This window comes from Streptomyces sp. BK239, assembly GCF_004217285.1.
In the GTDB taxonomy this organism is placed as follows: domain Bacteria; phylum Actinomycetota; class Actinomycetes; order Streptomycetales; family Streptomycetaceae; genus Streptomyces.
In genome coordinates this window covers 461,586-480,932 of record NZ_SHKS01000003.1, presented here as the reverse complement: position 1 = coordinate 480,932, position 19,347 = coordinate 461,586, and the positions used below count along the sequence as shown (strand labels likewise).

At 73.4% G+C, this 19,347-nt stretch carries 18 protein-coding genes; 10 read left to right on the top strand and 8 right to left on the bottom strand.

Annotated features, from left to right (window positions below):
* Positions 1-7 precede the first annotated feature (7 nt).
* From EV567_RS12150 to paaA, 6 genes are all read right to left on the bottom strand, one after another.
* On the bottom strand, positions 8-1,144 hold the full coding sequence (locus EV567_RS12150) for an acyl-CoA dehydrogenase family protein (protein WP_130439077.1): 1,137 nt from the start codon (positions 1,142-1,144) through the stop codon (positions 8-10).
* A 105-nt stretch (positions 1,145-1,249) separates the two neighbouring features.
* Positions 1,250-2,317, bottom strand: a complete 1,068-nt coding sequence (locus tag EV567_RS12145) for a 2Fe-2S iron-sulfur cluster-binding protein (protein ID WP_130439075.1) — start codon at positions 2,315-2,317, stop codon at positions 1,250-1,252.
* Complete coding sequence (gene paaD, locus EV567_RS12140) at positions 2,317-2,853, bottom strand: 1,2-phenylacetyl-CoA epoxidase subunit PaaD (RefSeq protein ID WP_130439073.1); 537 nt, start codon at positions 2,851-2,853, stop codon at positions 2,317-2,319. The genes EV567_RS12145 and paaD overlap by 1 nt, the downstream gene beginning before the upstream one ends.
* Entirely contained in the window at positions 2,847-3,587 is a 741-nt protein-coding gene (paaC, locus tag EV567_RS12135; protein ID WP_130439071.1) for a 1,2-phenylacetyl-CoA epoxidase subunit PaaC, read from the bottom strand. The genes paaD and paaC overlap by 7 nt, the downstream gene beginning before the upstream one ends.
* A complete protein-coding gene (gene paaB / locus EV567_RS12130; protein ID WP_130439069.1) occupies positions 3,584-3,871 on the bottom strand; it encodes a 1,2-phenylacetyl-CoA epoxidase subunit PaaB in 288 nt (95 codons plus the stop codon). The genes paaC and paaB overlap by 4 nt, the downstream gene beginning before the upstream one ends.
* Positions 3,868-4,896 carry a 1,2-phenylacetyl-CoA epoxidase subunit PaaA gene (paaA, locus tag EV567_RS12125; RefSeq protein ID WP_130439067.1) on the bottom strand — a complete coding sequence of 343 codons (1,029 nt, stop codon included), beginning with the start codon at positions 4,894-4,896 and terminating at the stop codon, positions 3,868-3,870. Before paaA ends, paaB begins: the two co-directional genes overlap by 4 nt.
* 387 nt (positions 4,897-5,283) lie before the next feature.
* Between paaA and EV567_RS12120 the strand changes: the two genes are divergently transcribed.
* The 3 genes from EV567_RS12120 to EV567_RS12110 are packed head-to-tail and all read left to right on the top strand — an operon-like array spanning position 5,284 to position 8,239.
* Positions 5,284-6,261 (top strand): DUF5819 family protein, encoded by a 978-nt coding sequence (locus EV567_RS12120; protein ID WP_130439572.1) that lies wholly within the window; start codon positions 5,284-5,286, stop codon positions 6,259-6,261.
* Entirely contained in the window at positions 6,258-7,475 is a 1,218-nt protein-coding gene (locus tag EV567_RS12115; protein WP_130439065.1) for an HTTM domain-containing protein, read from the top strand. The genes EV567_RS12120 and EV567_RS12115 overlap by 4 nt, the downstream gene beginning before the upstream one ends.
* A complete protein-coding gene (locus EV567_RS12110) occupies positions 7,472-8,239 on the top strand; it encodes an RNA methyltransferase (protein WP_130439063.1) in 768 nt (255 codons plus the stop codon). The genes EV567_RS12115 and EV567_RS12110 overlap by 4 nt, the downstream gene beginning before the upstream one ends.
* 23 nt (positions 8,240-8,262) lie before the next feature.
* Here EV567_RS12110 and paaN read toward each other — a convergent pair whose 3' ends face one another.
* Positions 8,263-9,969, bottom strand: a complete 1,707-nt coding sequence (paaN, locus tag EV567_RS12105; RefSeq protein ID WP_130439061.1) for a phenylacetic acid degradation protein PaaN — start codon at positions 9,967-9,969, stop codon at positions 8,263-8,265.
* A 170-nt stretch (positions 9,970-10,139) separates the two neighbouring features.
* On the opposite strand from paaN, the gene EV567_RS12100 reads away from it, so the two are divergent.
* Positions 10,140-11,654, top strand: coding sequence for a 3-hydroxyacyl-CoA dehydrogenase (locus EV567_RS12100; protein WP_130439059.1), 1,515 nt, complete (start codon positions 10,140-10,142; stop codon positions 11,652-11,654).
* Positions 11,651-12,256 carry a TetR/AcrR family transcriptional regulator gene (locus EV567_RS12095; protein WP_130439057.1) on the top strand — a complete coding sequence of 202 codons (606 nt, stop codon included), beginning with the start codon at positions 11,651-11,653 and terminating at the stop codon, positions 12,254-12,256. The genes EV567_RS12100 and EV567_RS12095 overlap by 4 nt, the downstream gene beginning before the upstream one ends.
* A gap of 358 nt (positions 12,257-12,614) precedes the next feature.
* Here the strand turns inward: EV567_RS12095 and EV567_RS12090 are convergent, their stop codons facing one another.
* Entirely contained in the window at positions 12,615-13,181 is a 567-nt protein-coding gene (locus EV567_RS12090; protein ID WP_207228747.1) for an Lrp/AsnC family transcriptional regulator, read from the bottom strand.
* A gap of 174 nt (positions 13,182-13,355) precedes the next feature.
* Here EV567_RS12090 and pdhA point away from each other — a divergent pair, with 174 nt between their 5' ends.
* From pdhA to EV567_RS12065, 5 genes are read left to right on the top strand one after another with little or no spacing between them, the layout of a single operon-like run.
* Positions 13,356-14,489 (top strand): pyruvate dehydrogenase (acetyl-transferring) E1 component subunit alpha, encoded by a 1,134-nt coding sequence (gene pdhA / locus EV567_RS12085; protein WP_130439055.1) that lies wholly within the window; start codon positions 13,356-13,358, stop codon positions 14,487-14,489.
* Positions 14,489-15,493: an alpha-ketoacid dehydrogenase subunit beta gene (locus EV567_RS12080; protein WP_130439053.1), complete on the top strand. Its 1,005-nt coding sequence runs from the start codon at positions 14,489-14,491 to the stop codon at positions 15,491-15,493. The genes pdhA and EV567_RS12080 overlap by 1 nt, the downstream gene beginning before the upstream one ends.
* Entirely contained in the window at positions 15,493-16,860 is a 1,368-nt protein-coding gene (locus EV567_RS12075; protein WP_130439051.1) for a dihydrolipoamide acetyltransferase family protein, read from the top strand. Before EV567_RS12080 ends, EV567_RS12075 begins: the two co-directional genes overlap by 1 nt.
* 57 nt (positions 16,861-16,917) lie before the next feature.
* Complete coding sequence (locus tag EV567_RS12070; protein ID WP_242620772.1) at positions 16,918-17,913, top strand: NTP transferase domain-containing protein; 996 nt, start codon at positions 16,918-16,920, stop codon at positions 17,911-17,913.
* Positions 17,910-19,346 (top strand): molybdopterin molybdotransferase MoeA, encoded by a 1,437-nt coding sequence (locus EV567_RS12065; RefSeq protein WP_130439049.1) that lies wholly within the window; start codon positions 17,910-17,912, stop codon positions 19,344-19,346. The genes EV567_RS12070 and EV567_RS12065 overlap by 4 nt, the downstream gene beginning before the upstream one ends.
* Position 19,347: the final 1 nt, after the last annotated feature.

The following is a 19,347-nucleotide window of genomic DNA, read 5'->3' as shown; positions in this document are numbered from 1 at the left end:
GCGGTGTTCAGCCGAGGGGGTGGGCGGCCAGCAGGTCGCCCAGGGTCTCCTCGTGGGCCGCGGCCGGGCCGAGGGACAGCTCCAGGTGCTTGGCCCAGGCGTGGTAGCGGTGCAGCGGGTAGTCGACGTCCGCGCCGAAGCCGCCGTGCAGATGCTGCGCGGTCTGCACCACGCGCCGTACGCCCTCCGAGGCCCAGATCTTGGCCACGGCGATGTCGCCGGCGGCGGGCAGCGCTCCGGACGCGCCCGAGGTGAGCCGCCAGGCGGCCTGCCACAGGGTGACCTCCATCGCGCGCAGGTCGATGTAACGGTCGGCCGCCTGTACGGCGACCGCTTGGAACGTGGCGATCGGGTGCCCGAATTGCTCCCTTTTGGCCGCGTAGTCGCTCGTCATCGCCAGTACGCGTTCGCCCAGTCCGAGCGCCAGCGCGCAGGTCCCGGTGGTCAGCAGGGCGCGCAGTTCCTCCCAGGCGCCGTCGGCGGTGATGACGTGCCGGGCGGGGATCCGGGCGGAGTCGAGGCGCAGTTCCCCGAGCCGTTCGCCCGTGGTGGAGATCTGCTCGGCGAGCGCGCTGCCCTCCTGTCCGCGGGGGACCAGGGCGAGAACGCTGCGGTCGTCGCCGGTACGCGCGGGGACGAGCACGAAGTCGGCGTCGTAGGCCCACGCCACCGCCGTCTGCACTCCGTCCAGCACCCAGGCGTCCCCGTCCTGTCGTGCGGTGACGGCGAGTTCGGCCGCGTCATGGCCGGTGCGGCCGTGTGCGGCGACGGTCAGGACGACCTCGCCGCGGACGGCACCGGCGAGCAGCTCGGCCTGTGCCTCGGCGGTGCCGTGGGCCTGTACGGCCGCCGCGGCCGCGCTGCTCTCCAGGAGCGGCACCCGCGCCAGTGACTTCGCCGACTCGCGCAGCACCAGGCACAGGGCGACGGCGTCCAAGCCGGCCCCGCCGTACTCCTCGTCGAGCAGCAGGCCGAGCAGGTCCGTGCCGGCGAGCCTCTCCCAGAGCACGCGGTCGAAGTGATCGGCGACGGCTCCGCCCCTGGTGAGCGCGGGGCTGGTGACGCCGTCGGGCGCGACGTCGGCGAAGACTCCCCGCGCGGCCTCGGCCGCCGCCTGCTGCTCCTCGGTGAAGGTGAAGTCCACGGCCTGTCCTCCCGACGGGTCAGCTGATCTGACGGAGCGTCAAGATAGAACAGGTTCTAGAAGAAGGGAACGGGTCTCCCGCCGTCGGCCCGGCTTCACCCTCGCTCAGCGGTCGAAGTCGACCTCCACCGCCTCGGTCAGCGGATGCGACTGGCACGCCAGGACGTAGCCGGCCTCCGTCTCCTCCGGCTCCAGCGCGAAGTTGCGGTTCATACGGACCTCGCCCGACACCAGGAAGGCCCGGCAGGTGCCGCACACCCCGCCCTTGCAGGCGTAGGGGGCGTCGGGCCGGTTGCGCAGGACCGTCTCCAGCAGCGACTCCCCTTCCCGCACGGGCCAGCTGCCGCCGCGGCCGTCGAGGCGGGCGGTCACGGTGCTGTGCGCGGGAGCGCCCGCCGTCGCGCCGGGCGCCGCCGCCGTGACGTCGACGTGGAAGATCTCCTCGTGGATGCGGGAGCGGGGGACGCCGATCCCCCGCAGCGCCTGTTCCGCGCCCTGGACCAGTCCGAAGGGCCCGCACAGGAACCATCCGGCCACGTCCGCCACGGGCAGCAGTGACGGCAGCAGACGCGCCAGCCGCTCCCGGTCGAGCCGCCCGGACGGCAGCCCGGCCTGCTGCTCCTCCCGGGAGAGGACGGTGACCAGCTGCAACCGCTCCGGGTACCGGTCCTTCAGATCTGCGACCTCGTCCAGGAACATCGTGGAGGCGGCCGTCCGGTCGCTGCGGATCAGGCAGAACCGGGCGGCGGGCTCGCGCGCGAGCAGGGTGGAGACGATCGACAGCACCGGGGTGATGCCACTGCCGCCGACGACGGCCGCGTACAGGCCGGGCGCGGGGTCGAGGGTGAACCGGCCCGCCGGCGTCATCACCTCCAGTTCGTCGCCGACGGTGATCTCCTTGAGCGCGTACGTCGAGAAGGCGCCGCCGTCGACCAGTCGCACCCCCACCCGCAGGGTGTGCGGGCCGTCGCCGCCTGGGTCGGGCGCGGGGGAGCAGATCGAGTACGTCCGCCGGACCTCGGTCCCGTCGGCCCGGCGCCGCAGGGCGAGATGCTGGCCCGGCGCGTGCCGGTACTCCGCGCGCAGTTCGGCGGGGACCGCGAAGGTGAGGGCGACGGAGTCGTCGGTGAGCCGGTCCACCGCGGCCACGGGGAGCGGGTGGAAGCGGGCCATCACAACTCCTTGAAGTGGTCGAAGGGTTCACGGCAGGCGAGGCACCGGCGCAGCGCCTTGCAGGCGGTGGAGGAGAAGCGGCTGAGCAGTTCGGTGTCGGCGCAGCCGCAGTGCGGGCAGCGCACCGGGTCGTCGGCCGGGGCTGCCCCGCTGGTCGTCCGGGTCGGGCCGAGGGACAGTGCGACCGGCTCCGCCGTCGTCCGGGTGCGTGGGGGCGCGATGCCGAACTCCCTGAGTTTGCGGCGGCCTTCGGCGGAGATGTCGTCCGTGGACCAGGCGGGCGTGAGCACCGTGCGCACGGTGACCTCGCGCACGCCGTGCTCGCGCAGCACCCGCTCGATGTCCTCGGACATCGCCTCCACGGCCGGGCAGCCGGTGTAGGTCGGGGTCAACTCGACCTCTACGGCGTCCGCGTCGCGTACGTGCACCGCGCGCACCACACCGAGCTCCTGGAGGGTGAGGACGGGCAGTTCGGGGTCGGGCACCGATCCGGCGACGGCGAGGAGTTCCGCTTCCAGCGCCGTGAGCGTCACCATGACGCCCCCGGGTGGCTGCGGTGCAGGTGCTGCATCTCGGCGAGCATCCGCCCGAAGGACTCGGTGTGCACACCCTGGCGGCCCGCGCCGGCGCTCCACGCTCCGGTGCGCGCGCCCTCGGGCAGGGCGAGCCCCGCCCGGCGCAGAACGTCCCCGACCGATTCCAGCCAGGCCGCTTCCAGAGCCGTCCGGTCGGCGTCGACGCCGTCCACCGGCTGGAACAGCTCTCCGGTGAACCGCCATAGCGCCGCGCACGCCCGCCGCATCCGCTCATGGCTCAGCTCGGTGCCGTCACCGAGCCGCAGCGTCCACTGCTCGGCGTGGTCGCGGTGGTAGGCGACCTCCTTGACGGCCTTCGCGGCGAGCCCGGCGAACGGACCACCCGCGGTGGCCAGTTGGGCGTACAGCAGGTGCTGATAGGTGGAGAAGTACAGCTGGCGGGCGATGGTGTGGGCGAAGTCGCCGTTGGGCTGTTCCACCAACTGCAGGTTGCGGAAGGCGCGTTCCTCGCGCAGGTAGGCGAGGTCGTCCTCGTCGCCGGCCATCGACAGCAGGACGCGAGCCTGGCCCAGCAGGTCGAGCGCGATGTTGGCGAGGGCCACCTCCTCCTCCAGCACGGGCGCGTGGCCCATCCACTCTCCCAGGCGGTGGGAGAGCACCAGGGCGTCGTCGCCCAGGGCGAGGGCCGCCGGCGTGACCGAGCCCTGTGTCCGAGTCTTCCCGGTCGCGGTCACAGGTGCTTCACCCCTTCCGGGATCTCGTAGAACGTCGGGTGCCGGTACGGCTTGTCGGCGGCCGGCTCGAAGAACGGGTCCTTCTCGTCCGGTGAGGAGGCGGTGATCGCGGTGGACGGCACCACCCAGATGGAGACGCCCTCACCGCGCCGGGTGTACAGGTCGCGGGCGTTGCGCAGGGCGAACTCCGCGTCGGGCGCGTGCAGGCTGCCGGCGTGGGTGTGGGAGAGGCCGCGCCGGGAGCGCACGAAGACCTCCCAGAGGGGCCAGTCGGTGTTCGTCATGCCTGCTCCACTCCCGCTCCGCGGCCGGTGGCCCCGCCGCTGTGCCTGGCCGCGTGTGCCGCGGCCGCCTCCCGTACCCAGGCGCCCTCGTCGTGGGCCCGCTTTCGCTGGTCGATCCGCTGTTCGTTGCACGGGCCGTTGCCCTTGAGGACCTCCTTGAACTCCGTCCAGTCGATCGGGCCGAAGTCGTGGTGTCCCCGCTCCTCGTTCCACTTCAGGTCCGGGTCGGGGAGCGTGAGCCCCAGGGACTCCGCCTGCGGGACGCAGATGTCGACGAAGCGCTGGCGCAGTTCGTCGTTGGAGTGCCGCTTGATCTTCCAGGCCATCGACTGCGCGGAGTGCGCCGACTCGTCGTCGGGCGGGCCGAACATCATCAGCGAGGGCCACCACCAGCGGTCGACCGCGTCCTGCGCCATCGCGTGCTGCTCCGGCGTTCCGCGGCTGAGGGCGAGCAGCAGCTCGTAGCCCTGGCGCTGGTGGAAGGACTCCTCCTTGCAGATACGGACCATCGCGCGCGCGTACGGGCCGTAGGAGCAGCGGCACAGGGGCACCTGGTTGGTGATCGCGGCGCCGTCGACGAGCCAGCCGATCGCGCCCACGTCGGCCCAGGTCAGCGTGGGGTAGTTGAAGATCGAGGAGTACTTCTGGCGGCCGGTGTGCAGCTTGTCGAGCAGTTCGTCCCTGCCGACGCCCAAGGTCTCGGCCGCGCTGTACAGATACAGCCCGTGCCCCGCCTCGTCCTGGACCTTCGCCATCAGGATGGCCTTGCGGCGCAGTGAGGGCGCGCGCGTGATCCAGTTCGCCTCCGGCTGCATGCCGATGATCTCGGAATGGGCGTGCTGGGCGATCTGGCGGACCAGCGTGGCGCGGTAGGCGTCGGGCATCCAGTCGCGCGGCTCGATCCGCTCGTCCGCGGACACGGCGGCGTCGAAGACGCGCTGATAGGCGTCCTCGTCGACCGCGCCGTCCTGGGCGCCGTGCTGTGTGCGGGCCGGCTGGTGCGCGGCTGCGGCTGCTGTCGCCATGCGGTCCCCCTCGACCTTGGGCTCTGCCCGAGCCTCTCCCGACCGATCGTTCGGTCCGTGCGATTCCATGGTGGGACGGCCGTCGTAAGGTGTCAACCGCTGTGGAAAACTCGCCGGCCGGCCTGTGGACAACCGGCGAGGGCGCCGATGACGGCCGCTTGCGGCGCTCTCCGCCGTGCCGGCCGGGACAGGGGGAGGGCTGCGCGGCCCCCGAGGGCTGAGTACCGTTCGTGCGACGACTGTGCGACGGGCGTGCGAAGGCCGTCCAGATGTACACGGCCGGGACGCGGAACGCCCCGGCGGCGCGTACCGGCGGCCGGCCGGGGCACGGCAGGGCGGTCGGAAGACGGACGGATGAAGACGGACGGATCCGGGGAACGGGGCGGAATGGACGCGTACGACGGAGGCACCGACGCCCCGCGGGAGGCGGAGGCGTCCCGGGGGCCGGGCACCGGTCCGCCGCCCGGCGAGGGGCCGCGGGCGACGGGCTCCGTGCCCCGCCCGCGCGCCGAGGCCTCCGGCGGCGGCCCGGCCCCGGACAGCGAGCCCACGGACCGGACCGACTCCCCCGAGCCCGTGGCGGGCGGCCCGGGCGCGGACTCGCCCGTCCCCGCCCCCTCCACTGTTCCTGCGGACGCCGCCGCACAACCCGCCGCCCGTGCCGAACCTGACGGCGTCCCCGTCGGGCCCGGTCCTGCCGCGGCGGCCCCCGGTCCGCGCGCCGGCGTCGCGGCTCTGTCGACCGGCTACCGGATAGCCGCCGCCCTGGCGGTCGCCGTCGTGGCGGTCGCCGTCTGCGTCCACGTCGGCATGGTGTTCCTGCACGTCGCACCCGCCAACACGGTCACCAAGACGCACGGCGAGGCGGTCGACGACTGGGTCTACCCGGAGTTCGAGCAGAACTGGAAGCTGTTCGCCCCGAACCCGCTCCAGCAGAACATCGCCGTCCAGGTCCGCGCCGACATACGCACCGCGGGCGGTGAGAGGCGGACCACCGGCTGGTACGACCTGTCCGCCCAGGACGGCCGCGACATAGACGGCAACCTGCTGCCGAGTCACACCCAGCAGAACGAACTGCGCCGGGCCTGGGACTTCTACACCGGTTCGCATGACGCCGAGAACCGTTCGGTGAGCACGCGCAGCGCGCTGTCGGAGTCCTACCTGCGCCGCATCGTCGTCCTGCGCATGGACCGCGGCGGCGCGGCCGGAGAGGGCGGCGTCGTCGAGCGCGTCCAGGTCCGCTCCAGGACCACCGACGTGCGGGCGCCCGGCTGGAGTGACGAGAAGACGTCGTCGGGCGCGGCGTACCGTGTCCTGCCCTGGTGGCCGGTGACGGCCGCCGACACCGCGGGAGGCGCGCAGTGAACCGGTTCACCCAAGCGGCGTCCGCCGCCCTCGCGCGCGTGACCGGAGCGGCGCTCGGTCCCTACCAGAGCGCGGTGGTCCGGATCGGCTTCAGTCTCACCTGGCTGCTGTTCCTGCTGCGCGAGCTTCCCCACCGCGGGGAGCTCTACGGCCCCGACGGCCCCTGGAGCTGGCAGCTGGCCCGGCGGCTGATCGACGAGAACGGCGCGTTCACGGCGCTGATGTGGTCGGACGGACGGCTCTGGTTCGAGACCGTGTACGCGCTGGCGGTGCTGGCGAGCGTGCTGCTGCTGCTCGGCTGGCGCACCCGCACGGCCTCCGTGCTCTTCATGATCGGCGTGCTTTCGCTGCAGAACCGCAGCATCTTCATGGGCGACGGCGGCGACAACGTCCTGCACCTGATGTCGATCTACCTCGTGTTCACGCGCTGCGCCCAGGTGTGGTCCCTGGACGCCCGCCGGGCGCGGCGCACGGAGGCGGCACACGCGCGTGGGGAGCGGGTCACCGACCGGATCGGGCCCGCCCTGTGGGGCGTGCTCGGGTTCGCGCTGGTCGCCGTGACCGCGGCGGGCCGTCTCGACGGCGATCCGACCGTGCCGGTGATCCTCTGGGCGGTGTGGATCGCGCAGGGCTTGTGGTGGGCCGTGGGGCGTCTGGGGAAGACCTCCCAGCCCCGGATCCTGCTGGACGTCGTCGCCGACGTCCTGCACAACGGCGCCCTGTTCGTGATCATGGCGGAGGCCTGTCTGATCTACGCGACCGCCGGCTGGTACAAGATCCAGGGCTCGCGCTGGCAGGACGGCACCGCCGTCTACTACCCGCTGCACCTGGACTACTTCTCGCCCTGGCCGGCGCTCGCGGACCTGCTGTCCGCCAGCGGCACCATGGTGATGCTCGTGACCTACGGGACGGTCGTCGTACAGGTCGCCTTCCCGTTCACGCTGTTCAACCGGCGCGTGAAGAACGTGCTGCTCGCGGTGATGATGACCGAGCACGCGGTGATCGCCGTCGTCCTGGGGCTGCCGTTCTTCTCCCTTGCGATGATCGCGGCGGACGCGGTCTTCCTGTCGACGCCGTTCCTGCGCCGGCTCGGCGGCTGGGCGGCACGCGTGCGTGAGGCGATGACCTCGCGCGGCGGGGTCTCGGTGCCCGCTCAGCGGGGCCCGAGCACGGCCGAGGAGGCCGAAGAACGCCGCGTAGGCTTCACGGCATGACCGACCCCGATCCTCTCGGCGGCCTGCTCGGCCGGTGGCGGCGGCTCGCCGAAACCGGCGTGCTGCTCGACGGCTTCCACGCCCTCAAGCACGCCGTGCGCTTCGGGGCCGACGTCACGGCGGCGGTCGCCGTCGACCGTCGGGCGGCGCTCGCCCTGGCCGACGAACTCGCCCCCGACGTCCGGGGGACCCTGGACGCGCTCCTCACCGAGGTGCCCGAGGCGGCGTACGCCGCGCTGGTGCCGCGCCGGCATCCCACCGCCGTGGCCGCGCTGGCCGTACGTCCCGCGCGGGAGGCGAACCTGCGCGCGCTGGCCCGGGAGCCGCGCACCGCGCCCGTCGTGGTCCTCGACGAGCCGCGCAACCTGGGCAACGCGGGAGCGGTGATCCGGCTGGCCGCCGGCTTCGGGGCGACCGGGGTGGTCACCACCGGCACGCTCGACCCCTGGCATCCGACCGTCGTGCGCGGCGGCGCGGGGCTGCACTTCGCGACCGCCGTGGAACGGCTGAGCGTCGAGGAGCTGCCGCCCGGGCCGGTGTTCGCGCTGGACCCGGAGGGCGAGGACGTCCGGGGCGTCAAGCTCCCGGACGACGCCGTGCTCGCCTTCGGCTCGGAGCGCAGCGGGCTGTCCGGCGCGCTGCGCGCGCGTGCCGACCATCTCCTCGCGCTTCCCATGCGGCCCCAGGTCTCCAGCTACAACCTCGCGACCAGCGTGGCCATGACGCTGTATCACTGGAGCGCGGGGCCGCACGGCACCGCTTGAGGGAGGGCTCCCTCAGGGGCTGCTCAGGCCTCCCTGCGCACCTCGACGATCCGGAAGCGGTTGGCCACGAAGGCCCCGTCGCACAGTGCGGCGTTGGCCGCCGGGTTGCCGCCCGAGCCGTGGAAGTCGGAGAACGCGGCCGTCTGGTTGACGTAGACCCCGCCGGTGAGGTTCAGGGACAGCTGGGCTGCCTCCTCCAGGCAGACCTCCTGGATGCCCTGCTCGACCTCCTCGTCGGTGGTGTACGCGCCGACCGTCATCGCGCCCTTCTCGCGGACGGTGCGCCGCAGCAGGTCCAGGGCGTCAGCGGCGGAGTCGACGGCGACGGCGAAGGAGACCGGCCCGAAGCACTCGCTCAGGTAGGCGGGCTCGTCGTCCGCGCCCTCCCAGAACTTGCGCGCGCCGTCCAGCTTGACGATCACGGGGGTGCGCACGACAGCGTCGGGGAACTCCGGGTTGGCGACCTCGCGGGAGGCGAGCGCCACCTCACCCAGGCTCGCCGCGGCCTCCAGGCGGGCCTTGACGTCGGGGTTGACGATGGCGCCCAGCAGGGCGTTGGCCCGGGCGTCGTCGCCCAGGAGTCCGTCGACCGCGCGCGCGAGGTCGGCGACGACCTCGTCGAAGGTCTTGTGGCCCTGGTCGGTGCGGATGCCGTCCCGCGGGATCAGCAGGTTCTGCGGGGTGGTGCACATCTGGCCGCTGTACAGGGACAGCGAGAACGCCAGGTTGGCGAGCATGCCCTTGTAGTCGCCGGTCGACTCCACGAGGACGGTGTTGACGCCGGCCTTCTCCGTGTAGACCTCCGCCTGGCGGGCGTTGGCCTCGAGCCAGTCGCCGAAGGAGGTCGATCCGGTGTAGTCGATGATCCTGATCTCGGGCCGCGTGGCCAGCGTCTTCGCGATGCCCTCGCCGGGCCGCTCGGCGGCGAGCGCGACCAGGTCGGCGGCGAAGCCCGCCTCGGCGAGCACCTCGCGCGCGACGCCCACGGTCAGCGCCAGCGGCAGCACCGCGCGCGGGTGCGGCTTGACCAGGACCGCGTTGCCGGTGGCCAGGGAGGCGAACAGGCCCGGGTAGCCGTTCCACGTGGGGAAGGTGTTGCAGCCGATCATCAGCGCGATGCCGCGCGGGACCGGGGTGAACTGCTTGGTGAGGGCGAGCGGTTCCCGCTTGCCCTGGGGCTTCGTCCACTCCGCGGTGTCCGGCGTGCGGACCTGCTCCACGTACGCGTACGCCACGGCCTCCAGGCCGCGGTCCTGCGCGTGGGGGCCGCCCGCCTGGAACGCCATCATGAACGCCTGGCCGGAGGTGTGCATGACCGCGTGGGCGAACTCGTGGGTGCGGTCGCTGATCCGCTTGAGGATCTCCAGGCAGACCGCCGCGCGGATCTCCGCTCCCGCGTCCCGCCAGGCGCGCTGTCCGGCCTTCATGGCGGGCAGCAGCACGTCGATGTCCGCGTGCGGGTACGTCACGCCCAGCTCCACGCCGTACGGGGAGACCTCGCCGCCGACCCAGTCGTCCGTGCCGGGCTGGCCGAGGTCGAGGCGGGTGCCCAGGAGGGCGTCGAAGGCCGCCTTGCCGGCCGCCGCGTCCAGACTGCCGTTCTCCCCGTAGGCCTTGGGGTGCTCCGGGTGCGGCGACCAGTACGCGCGGGTGCGGATCGCTTCCAGGGCCTGGTCGAGGGTGGGCCGGTGCTTGGCGATCAGATCGTGTGCGGTGAGTTCGGCGGCCATGGGGGACCAACTCCTCGTCGTGAGAGCTCGTCGTCGAGCTCAGGACCTGGACGGAAACCCTGCGAAGCAGGGACAGGAACGGACGGTCAGAGTTAGAGTAACCGAACGATCGGTCGGGACAAGGGGGTCCGCCGCATCTGTGGACAACGCCGTGCGGGAGGATCGCGCACATGACAGCACTCGACCTCAGCAGCCCCGTGGCCGTCGTCGGCACGGGCACCATGGGTCAGGGCATCGCCCAGGTCGCGCTGGTCGCGGGCCATCCCGTACGGCTGTACGACGCCCTCCCCGGTCGGGCCCGGGAGGCCGCCGGCGCGATCTGCGCCCGGCTGGACCGGCTCGTCGAGAAGGACCGGCTCACCGCCGCCGACCGGGACGCCGCCCGCGCCCGCCTCACGCCCGTGGACGACCTGGCCCAGCTCGCTGACTGCGCCCTGGTCGTCGAGGCCGTCCTGGAGCGCCTGGACGTCAAGCAGGAGCTGTTCCGCGCGCTGGAGGACGTCGTCGGCGACGACTGCCTGCTCGCCACCAACACCTCGTCCCTGTCGGTGACGGCCGTCGGCGGCGCCCTGCGCAATCCGGGCCGCCTCGTGGGCCTGCACTTCTTCAACCCCGCGCCGCTGCTGCCGCTGGTCGAGGTCGTCTCCGGCTTCGCCACCGACGTCACGTCCGCCACACGCGCGTACGAGACGGCCCGCGCCTGGGGCAAGACACCCGTCGCCTGCGCCGACACCCCCGGCTTCATCGTCAACCGCATCGCGCGGCCCTACTACGCCGAGGCGTTCGCGGTCTACGAGGCGCAGGGCGCCGACCCGGCCACCATCGACGCCGTCCTGCGCGAGTCCGGCGGCTTCAAGATGGGCGCGTTCGAGCTGACCGACCTGATCGGCCAGGACGTCAACGAGTCCGTCACGCACTCCGTCTGGCAATCCTTCTTCCAGGACGCGCGGTTCACCCCCTCGCTCGCCCAGCGCCGGCTCGTCGAGTCAGGCCGCCTCGGCCGCAAGACCGGCCAGGGCTGGTACGACCACCGCGACGGCGCCGAGCGCCCCGAGCCGCACACCGCGGAGAAGCACCGGCCGCCCGCCTACGTCGTCGCCGAGGGGGATCTGGGGCCCGCCTCGGAGCTGCTGGGGATGATCCGCGAGGCGGGCATCCAGGTCCGCGAGGAGGAAGAGGACCACGGCACCCGGCTGGTCCTGCCCAGCGACGGCGCGCTGGCGCTCGCCGACGGGCAGACGTCCGTGGAGTTCCGCGACGTCGTCTACTTCGACCTGGCCCTGGACTACCGCAAGGCCACCCGGATCGCCCTGTCCGCGTCCCAGGACACCTCGCCGCAGGCCCTGTCCGAGGCGATCGGCCTGTTCCAGGCGCTCGGCAAGGACGTCAGCGTCATCGGCGACGTCCCCGGCATGATCGTCGCCCGCACGGTCGCGCGGATCGTCGACCTCGCGCACGACGCCGTCGCCAAGGGCGTGGCCACCGAGGAGGACATCGACACCGCGATGCGCCTCGGCGTGAACTACCCGCTCGGCCCCTTCGAGTGGAGCCGCAGGCTCGGCCGGGTCTGGGCGCACGACCTGCTGGAGGAGCTGCACCTGCGCGAGCCCTCCGGCCGCTACGCGCCGTCCCTCGCGCTGTACCGCCACGGACACGCCGCCGACACGCGGAGGGGAAGCTCATGACCACGGTCAAACGCGACACGTACACCCCGGAGACCCTGCTGTCGGTCGCCGTGCAGGTCTTCAACGAGCGCGGCTACGACGGCACCTCCATGGAGCACCTGTCCCGGGCGGCCGGCATCTCCAAGTCGTCGATCTACCACCACGTCGCCGGCAAGGAGGAGCTGCTGCGCCGCGCGGTGAGCCGGGCGCTGGACGGCCTGTTCTCGATCCTCGACGAGGAGCACGCGCGCGTGGGGCGCGCCGCCGGGCGCCTGGAGTACGTGGTGCGGCGCATGGTCGAGGTGCTCATAACCGAGCTGCCCTATGTGACGCTGCTGCTGCGTGTGCGCGGCAACACCGACACCGAGCGGTGGGCGCTGGAGCGGCGGCGGGACTTCGACCACCGGGTCGCCGAACTGCTGAAGGCGGCCGCCGCCGACGGTGACGTACGGGGCGATGTGGAGGTCCGGCTCGCGACGCGGCTGGTCTTCGGGATGATCAACTCGATCGTCGAGTGGTACCGCCCGGACGGCCGAGGCTCGGGCGAACGCGAGGTGGCGGAAGCGGTGGCCCGGCTGGTGTTCTCGGGACTGCGACAGGACCGGGACCGGAACGGGGTCTGACGGCGGGGCACGGAGCGGGGCGGGGGCTGACCGCGGGAAGCAGGCCGGAAGCGGAGGCTGACCGCGGGAAGCGGGCCGGACGAGGGGCTGATGGCCGGGAGTCGGCTCCGAGCGGGTTGGACCGCCGGGAGTCGGCTCGGAGCGGGGTCTGGCCGGGGCGGGCCGGAAGTGCGGTTGAGCGCGGGGCGCGGACCGGAAGCGAGGTCTGACCGCCGGGAGGCTCCCCGGAGCGGGGTCTGACCGCCGGAAGGTTGCCTGGGCGAAATTGACCGCCGGGAGTCGGCCCGGAGCGGGGCTCTACCGACGCGAGCCGATGCGGAGCGGGGCCCGGCGGGCGGGAGATGACGCGGGGTCGGCGTCACGCGTCCTGCCGGGGCGTGCCCTGGCCGCCTGGGGCGGGGCGGGTCTGCGGTTCCAGGTCCTCCTCCTCGAAGACCAGGAGCGTGCGCGTGCTGAGCACCTCGGGGATCGCCTGGAGCCGGGTGAGCACCACTTCGCGCAGCGCCCTGTTGTCCGGTGTGTGGACGAGGAGCAGCACGTCGAAGTCACCGCCCACCAGGGCGATGTGGGAGGCCCCGGGCAGCTGCCTGAGCTGCTCGCGCACCGTGCGCCAGGAGTTCTGGACGATCTTCAGCGTGATGTAGGCGGACGTGCCGTGCCCGGCGCGTTCGTGGTCCACGCGCGCGCCGAAACCACGGATGACGCCGTCCTCGACGAGCCGGTTGATGCGCGCGTAGGCGTTGGCGCGGGAGACGTGCACGCGCTCGGCGACCGACCGTACGGACGCGCGGCCGTCCGCCTGGAGCATCTGCAGGATGTCCTGGTCGATCGTGTCGAGGGGGCGGGGCGGCGGCAACGGGACGGAGCCGTCCGGTCGCGGCGGGACGGCGCTCTCCTGGCCGTCGGCCATTTGTTCAGGTGTCATGTCCCCCCGCCTCTTCGCCGTGGACGTACTGCGTTCATTGCAGGCTGTGGAGAACCGTTTGTCCACAGCCTGAGGGGGCCAGTAGCCAAAATGTGCCGACGACCGAACAATCGGTAGGTGAGGCGCCTCACAGCCGATGCGCCTGCGTAGCCACTCCTTTCAGGAGGTGCCGTCATGACGGTCATGGAGCAGCGGGGCGCGTACCGGCCTACCCCGCCGCCCGCCTGGCAGCCCCGCACCGACCCGGTGCCGCTGCTGCCCGACGCCGATCCCTACCGCGTTCTCGGCACGGAAGCGGCCGCGCGGACCGCCCCGGAGCTGCTGCTCCGCCTCTACGCGCAGCTCGTGCGGGGCCGCCGCTACAACGTGCAGGCCACCGCCCTCACCAAGCAGGGCCGTCTCGCCGTCTACCCCTCCAGCACCGGCCAGGAGGCCTGCGAGGTCGCCGCGGCGCTCGTGCTGGAGGAACGGGACTGGCTCTTCCCCAGCTACCGCGACACCCTCGCGGCCGTCGCCCGCGGCGTGGACCCCGTCGAGGCGCTGACCCTGCTGCGCGGCGACTGGCACACCGGCTACGACCCCCACGAGCATCGCGTGGCGCCGCTGTGCACCCCCCTCGCCACCCAGCTCCCGCACGCGGTGGGCCTCGCGCACGCCGCCCGCCTCAAGGGCGACGACGTGGTGGCCCTCGCCATGGTCGGCGACGGCGGCACCAGCGAGGGGGACTTCCACGAGGCGCTGAACTTCGCCGCCGTCTGGCAGGCGCCGGTCGTCTTCCTGGTCCAGAACAACGGTTTCGCGATCTCCGTGCCGCTCGCCAAGCAGACCGCCGCCCCCTCCCTGGCCCACAAAGCCGTCGGGTACGGCATGCCGGGCCGGCTGGTCGACGGCAACGACGCCGCCGCGGTCCACGAGGTGCTCGGCGAGGCCGTGCGCACCGCGCGCGCGGGCGGCGGCCCGACCCTCGTCGAGGCGGTGACCTACCGCATCGACGCCCACACCAACGCCGACGACGCGACCCGCTACCGCGGCGACGCCGAGGTCGAGACGTGGCGCGAACACGACCCGATCCTGCTGCTGGAACGCGAACTGACCGCGCGGGGGCTGCTCGACGAGGAGACCCGGCAGTCCGCGCGGGACGCCGCCGAGACCATGGCGGCCGACCTGCGTGCCCGCATGAACCAGGACGCGGCGCTGGACCCGATGGACCTGTTCGACCACGTGTACGCCGAGCCCACTCCCCAACTGCGCGAGCAGCGCGCCCTGCTGCGGGCCGAGCTGGAAGCGGAAGAGGAAGGGGCGCGCTGATGACCACCGTCGCCGTCAAACCCGCCACCATGGCGCAGGCCCTCACGCGCGCGTTGCGCGACGCGATGGCCGCCGACCCGACCGTGCACGTCCTCGGCGAGGACGTCGGCACCCTCGGCGGCGTCTTCCGGGTCACCGACGGACTCGCCGCGGAGTTCGGCGAGGACCGCTGCACGGACACCCCGCTCGCCGAGGCCGGCATCCTCGGCACCGCCGTCGGCATGGCCATGTACGGCCTGCGGCCGGTGGTGGAGATGCAGTTCGACGCCTTCGCCTACCCGGCGTTCGAGCAGCTCATCAGCCATGTCGCCCGGATGCGCAACCGCACCCGCGGCAGCATGCCCCTGCCGATCACCGTCCGCGTCCCCTACGGCGGAGGGATCGGCGGCGTCGAGCACCACAGCGACTCGTCCGAGGCGTACTACATGGCGACTCCGGGGCTCCATGTCGTCACGCCCGCCACCGTCGCCGACGCCTACGGCCTGCTGCGCGCCGCGATCGCCTCCGACGACCCGGTCGTCGTCCTCGAACCCAAGCGCCTGTACTGGTCCAAGGACACCTGGAACCCGGAGGACCCGCCCGGCGTCGAGCCCATCGGCCGCGCGGTGGTGCGGCGCACGGGCCGGAGCGCCACCCTCATCACCTACGGGCCCTCGGTGCCGGTCTGCCTCGAAGCCGCCGAGGCGGCACAGGCCGAAGGCTGGGACCTCGAAGTCGTCGACCTGCGCTCCCTCGTGCCGTTCGACGACGAGACGGTCTGCGCCTCGGTACGACGGACCGGTCGCGCGGTCGTCGTCCACGAGTCGGGCTCCTTCGCGGGCCCGGGCGGCGAGATCGCGGCCCGGGTCACCGAGCGCTGCTTCCACCACCTGGAGGCGCCGGTGCTGCGGGTGGCCGGGTTCGACATCCCCTACCCGCCGCCGATGCTGGAACGCCACCACCTGCCCGGCGTCGACCGAGTCCTGGACGCGGTGGCGCGTCTGCAGTGGGAGGCGGGGAACTGATGGCACAGGTGCTGGAGTTCAAGCTGCCCGACCTCGGCGAGGGGCTCACCGAGGCGGAGATCGTGCGCTGGCTGGTCCAGGTCGGCGACGTCGTCGCCGTCGACCAGCCGGTCGTCGAGGTCGAGACGGCCAAGGCGATGGTCGAGGTCCCCTGTCCCTACGGCGGTGTGGTCACCGCCCGCTTCGGCGAGGAGGGCGCCGAACTGCCCGTGGGCGCGCCGCTGATCACGGTGGCGGTCGGCGCGCCCTCGTCCGGCGACCAGACCGAGGGATCGGGCAACGTGCTGGTCGGGTACGGCACTTCGGAGGCGCCCGCGCGTCGGCGCAGGGTACGGCCGGCCCAGCCCGCGACCGCGGCCGCCGCTCGTCCCGCTGCTCCCTCCCAGCCTGCTGTTTCCTCCCAGCCGGTGACCTCCGGTCCCGCAGGCGGCTCCACGGTGACCGACGGACCGGTGGCGGTCATCTCGCCGCTCGTTCGCCGCCTCGCCCGCGAGAACGGCCTGGACCTGCGGAAGCTGACCGGTTCGGGGCCCGACGGCCTGATCCTGCGCGCCGATGTGGAGGGCGCACTGCGGACCGCGCAGGAACGCGGCACATCGCACGCGGCCCCCGCGCCCGCGCCGGCCCCCGCGTCCATGCCTGCCCCGGCTCCCACGCTCACCCCCGTGCCCGCCGGGGCCGGCACCCGCGTCCCGCTCAAGGGGATCCGCGGCGCCGTCGCCGACAAGCTCTCCCGCAGCCGGCGGGAGATCCCGGACGCGACCTGCTGGGTGGACGCCGACGCGACGGAGCTGATGCGGGCCCGGGCCGCCATGAACGCGGCCGGCGGTCCGAAGATCTCCCTCGTCGCGCTGCTGGCCCGCATCTGCACCGCCGCCCTGGCCCGGTTCCCGGAGCTGAACTCCACGGTCGACCAGGAGGCGCGCGAGATCGTCCGGTTCGACCACGTCCACCTCGGGTTCGCCGCGCAGACCGAACGGGGGCTCGTCGTCCCCGTGGTCCGCGACGCCCACGCCCGGGACGCCGAGGGGCTCACCGCGGAGTTCGCCCGCCTGACCGAGACGGCCCGCGCCGGGGGCCTCACCCCGGCCGAACTCACCGGTGGGACGTTCACGCTGAACAACTACGGCGTGTTCGGCGTCGACGGTTCCACACCGATCATCAACCATCCCGAGGCGGCCATGCTGGGCGTCGGCCGGATCATGCCCAAGCCATGGGTTCACGAGGGCGAGCTCGCGGTGCGCCAGGTCGTACAGCTGTCGCTGACCTTTGACCACCGGGTGTGCGACGGCGGCACGGCGGGCGGCTTCCTGCGCTATGTGGCGGACTGCGTGGAACAGCCGGCGGTGCTGCTGCGCACGCTCTGACCACGGGCGGGACATCCCGCGTTCCCCGTGATCGAGGACCCCGCGCATACTCGGAGGGTGACCTCGAACGAGCCGCCCGTGCATGACGCCGAGCCGCCCGTGCACGACGCCGTCGTGCTCGCCGGCGGTGGCGCCCGTCGGCTCGGCGGCGCGGACAAGCCCGGCGTGCGGGTGGGCGGCCGTGCGCTGCTCGACCGGGTCCTCGCCGCCTGCGCCGGCGCGCGCACGACCGTCGTCGTCGCCGATCCCCGGCCCACCGCCCGCACCGTGCGGTGGGCCCGCGAGGACCCGCCCGGCGCGGGCCCGGTCGCCGCGCTCGACGCCGGACTGCGCCACACCACCGCCGACCGCGTCGTCGTCCTCTCCGCCGACCTGCCCTTCCTCGGGCCGGACACCGTGCGGCGGTTGCTGGCCGCGCTCACGGCGAGCGCCGCCGACGGCGTGCTGCTCAGCGACGCCGACGGCCGCGACCAGCCGCTCGTCGCCGCGTACCGCACGGCCGCCCTCCGGCGTGAACTGACCGCGCTCGCCCAGAACGAGACCGCCGGCGACAGGCCGCCGTCCGGGGACACCGGCAAGGGCGGCGGCCTCACCGGCCTCCCCCTGCGCCGGCTGACCGCCGGGCTCGACCTCACCCGCGTCCCCGACCCCGTCGCGTCCTTCGACTGCGACACCTGGGACGACATCGCCACCGCCAGAGCACGCATCAGGGAGCATGGCCACGTGTTGGATGAATGGATCTCCGCAGTCAAGGACGAGCTGGGCATCGATCTCGACGTCGACACCGGCGCCCTGCTCGACCTCGCCCGGGACGCCGCCCACGGCGTGGCCCGGCCGGCGGCCCCGCTGACCACCTTCCTGGTCGGCTATGCCGCCGCCCGGGCCGGAGGCGGTCCGCAAGCCGTCGCCGAAGCCGCCCGTAAGGCCGCAGAACTGGCCGTGCGCTGGGCCGACGAGTCCACGGGCGCGCCCTCGGACGACTCACCGTCTTCCGGCGGCCGCCCCGACGTCGCCCCCGACGCCACGCCCGACACCCGCCCGGACGCCGGATGACCCCCCGCGGGACCCCGGGCGGCCAGGACACGGAGGACCTCGACGAGGACTACGTCGAGGAGGTGCTCGCCCTCGTGAACGAGACGACCGGACACGGTGACAGCCGCGACGCCCACGCACCCCGTGGCTCCCGGAAGCCCGAGGGTTCCCACCGGCCCCGGGACGACCAGGGCGCCCGAAACGCCTCTCACGGGCCCGACCCGTCCCCGGCACCACCCCACAAGGACCGTCACGGCGCCACCCCTTGGGCCCAGGCCCGCGCCATCGCCGCGCGTGCCGCCCGCCCGGTCGCCGCCCGCCGCACACCCGTCTCCGTCACGCTCGACGACGCTCTCGGCCTCGTCCTGGCCGCTCCGCTGACCGCCCTCACCGACCTGCCCTCCTTCGACAGCTCCGCCATGGACGGCTGGGCGGTCTCCGGACCGGGCCCCTGGGCCGTACGGGACGAGGGCGTCCTCGCCGGGCACGCCGAGCCCGCGGCCCTCGCCGACGGCGAGGCCGTCCGCATCGCCACCGGGGCCAGGGTCCCCGCGGGCGCCACGGCTGTACTGCGCAGCGAGCACGGCCGCACCGACGAGAAGGGGCGGCTGCACCCGACCCGGGAGGTCCAGCACGGTCAGGACATCCGTCCGCGCGGCCAGGAGTGCCGCAGCGGTGACCAGTTGCTGCCTGACGGGACCGTGGTGACCCCGGCCGTCCTCGGACTGGCCGCGGCCGCCGGTTACGACACGCTGGCCGCCGTCCCCCGGCCCCGTGTCGAGGTGCTCGTCCTGGGCGACGAGTTGCTCACCGAAGGCCGCCCGCACGACGGTCTGATCAGGGACGCGCTCGGACCGATGCTCCCGCCGTGGCTGCGTGCCCTGGGCGCCGAGGTCGTGGCCCTGCGCAGGATCGGCGACGACGAGGAGGCCCTGCACCAGGCCCTCACGACGTCCCCGGCCGACCTGATCGTCACCACCGGCGGCACGGCCGCGGGGCCCGTCGACCATGTCCACCCCGTCCTGCGCCGCATCGGCGCCGACCTCCTGGTCGACGGCGTCCAGGTGCGCCCCGGCCATCCGATGCTTCTGGCCCGCACCAAGCCCGACCAGCACCTGGTCGGCCTGCCCGGCAACCCCTTGGCGGCCGTCTCCGGCCTTCTCACGCTCGCCGAGCCCCTGCTGCGCATCCTTGCCGGACGCCCGGCGTCGGAGCCGTACACCCTGCCGCTGAGGGAGGCGGTGCACGGGCATCCGTACGACACCCGGATCGTCCCGGTGTTCCTGCGGGGCGACCATGCGGTGCCGCTGCACTACAACGGTCCGGCGATGTTGCGGGGCATCGCGGCGGCCGATGCCCTCGTCGTCGTACCGCAGGGCGGCGCGCGAGCCGGCCAGGAGGTCGAGCTTCTCGATCTGCCCTGGGCGACGGGCATCGCATCCTGCTTCAGCTGAC

Coding starts and splice junctions, on each gene's coding strand:
- EV567_RS12145 (WP_130439075.1), bottom strand. CDS start 2,317: ATGGCCCGCTTCCACCCGCTCCCCGTGGCCGCGGTGGACCGGCTCACC.
- paaD (WP_130439073.1), bottom strand. CDS start 2,853: ATGGTGACGCTCACGGCGCTGGAAGCGGAACTCCTCGCCGTCGCCGGA.
- paaB (WP_130439069.1), bottom strand. CDS start 3,871: ATGACGAACACCGACTGGCCCCTCTGGGAGGTCTTCGTGCGCTCCCGG.
- paaA (WP_130439067.1), bottom strand. CDS start 4,896: ATGGCGACAGCAGCCGCAGCCGCGCACCAGCCGGCCCGCACACAGCAC.
- EV567_RS12120 (WP_130439572.1), top strand. CDS start 5,284: ATGGACGCGTACGACGGAGGCACCGACGCCCCGCGGGAGGCGGAGGCG.
- EV567_RS12110 (WP_130439063.1), top strand. CDS start 7,472: ATGACCGACCCCGATCCTCTCGGCGGCCTGCTCGGCCGGTGGCGGCGG.
- paaN (WP_130439061.1), bottom strand. CDS start 9,969: ATGGCCGCCGAACTCACCGCACACGATCTGATCGCCAAGCACCGGCCC.
- EV567_RS12100 (WP_130439059.1), top strand. CDS start 10,140: ATGACAGCACTCGACCTCAGCAGCCCCGTGGCCGTCGTCGGCACGGGC.
- EV567_RS12095 (WP_130439057.1), top strand. CDS start 11,651: ATGACCACGGTCAAACGCGACACGTACACCCCGGAGACCCTGCTGTCG.
- EV567_RS12090 (WP_207228747.1), bottom strand. CDS start 13,181: ATGACACCTGAACAAATGGCCGACGGCCAGGAGAGCGCCGTCCCGCCG.
- pdhA (WP_130439055.1), top strand. CDS start 13,356: ATGACGGTCATGGAGCAGCGGGGCGCGTACCGGCCTACCCCGCCGCCC.
- EV567_RS12080 (WP_130439053.1), top strand. CDS start 14,489: ATGACCACCGTCGCCGTCAAACCCGCCACCATGGCGCAGGCCCTCACG.
- EV567_RS12075 (WP_130439051.1), top strand. CDS start 15,493: ATGGCACAGGTGCTGGAGTTCAAGCTGCCCGACCTCGGCGAGGGGCTC.
- EV567_RS12065 (WP_130439049.1), top strand. CDS start 17,910: ATGACCCCCCGCGGGACCCCGGGCGGCCAGGACACGGAGGACCTCGAC.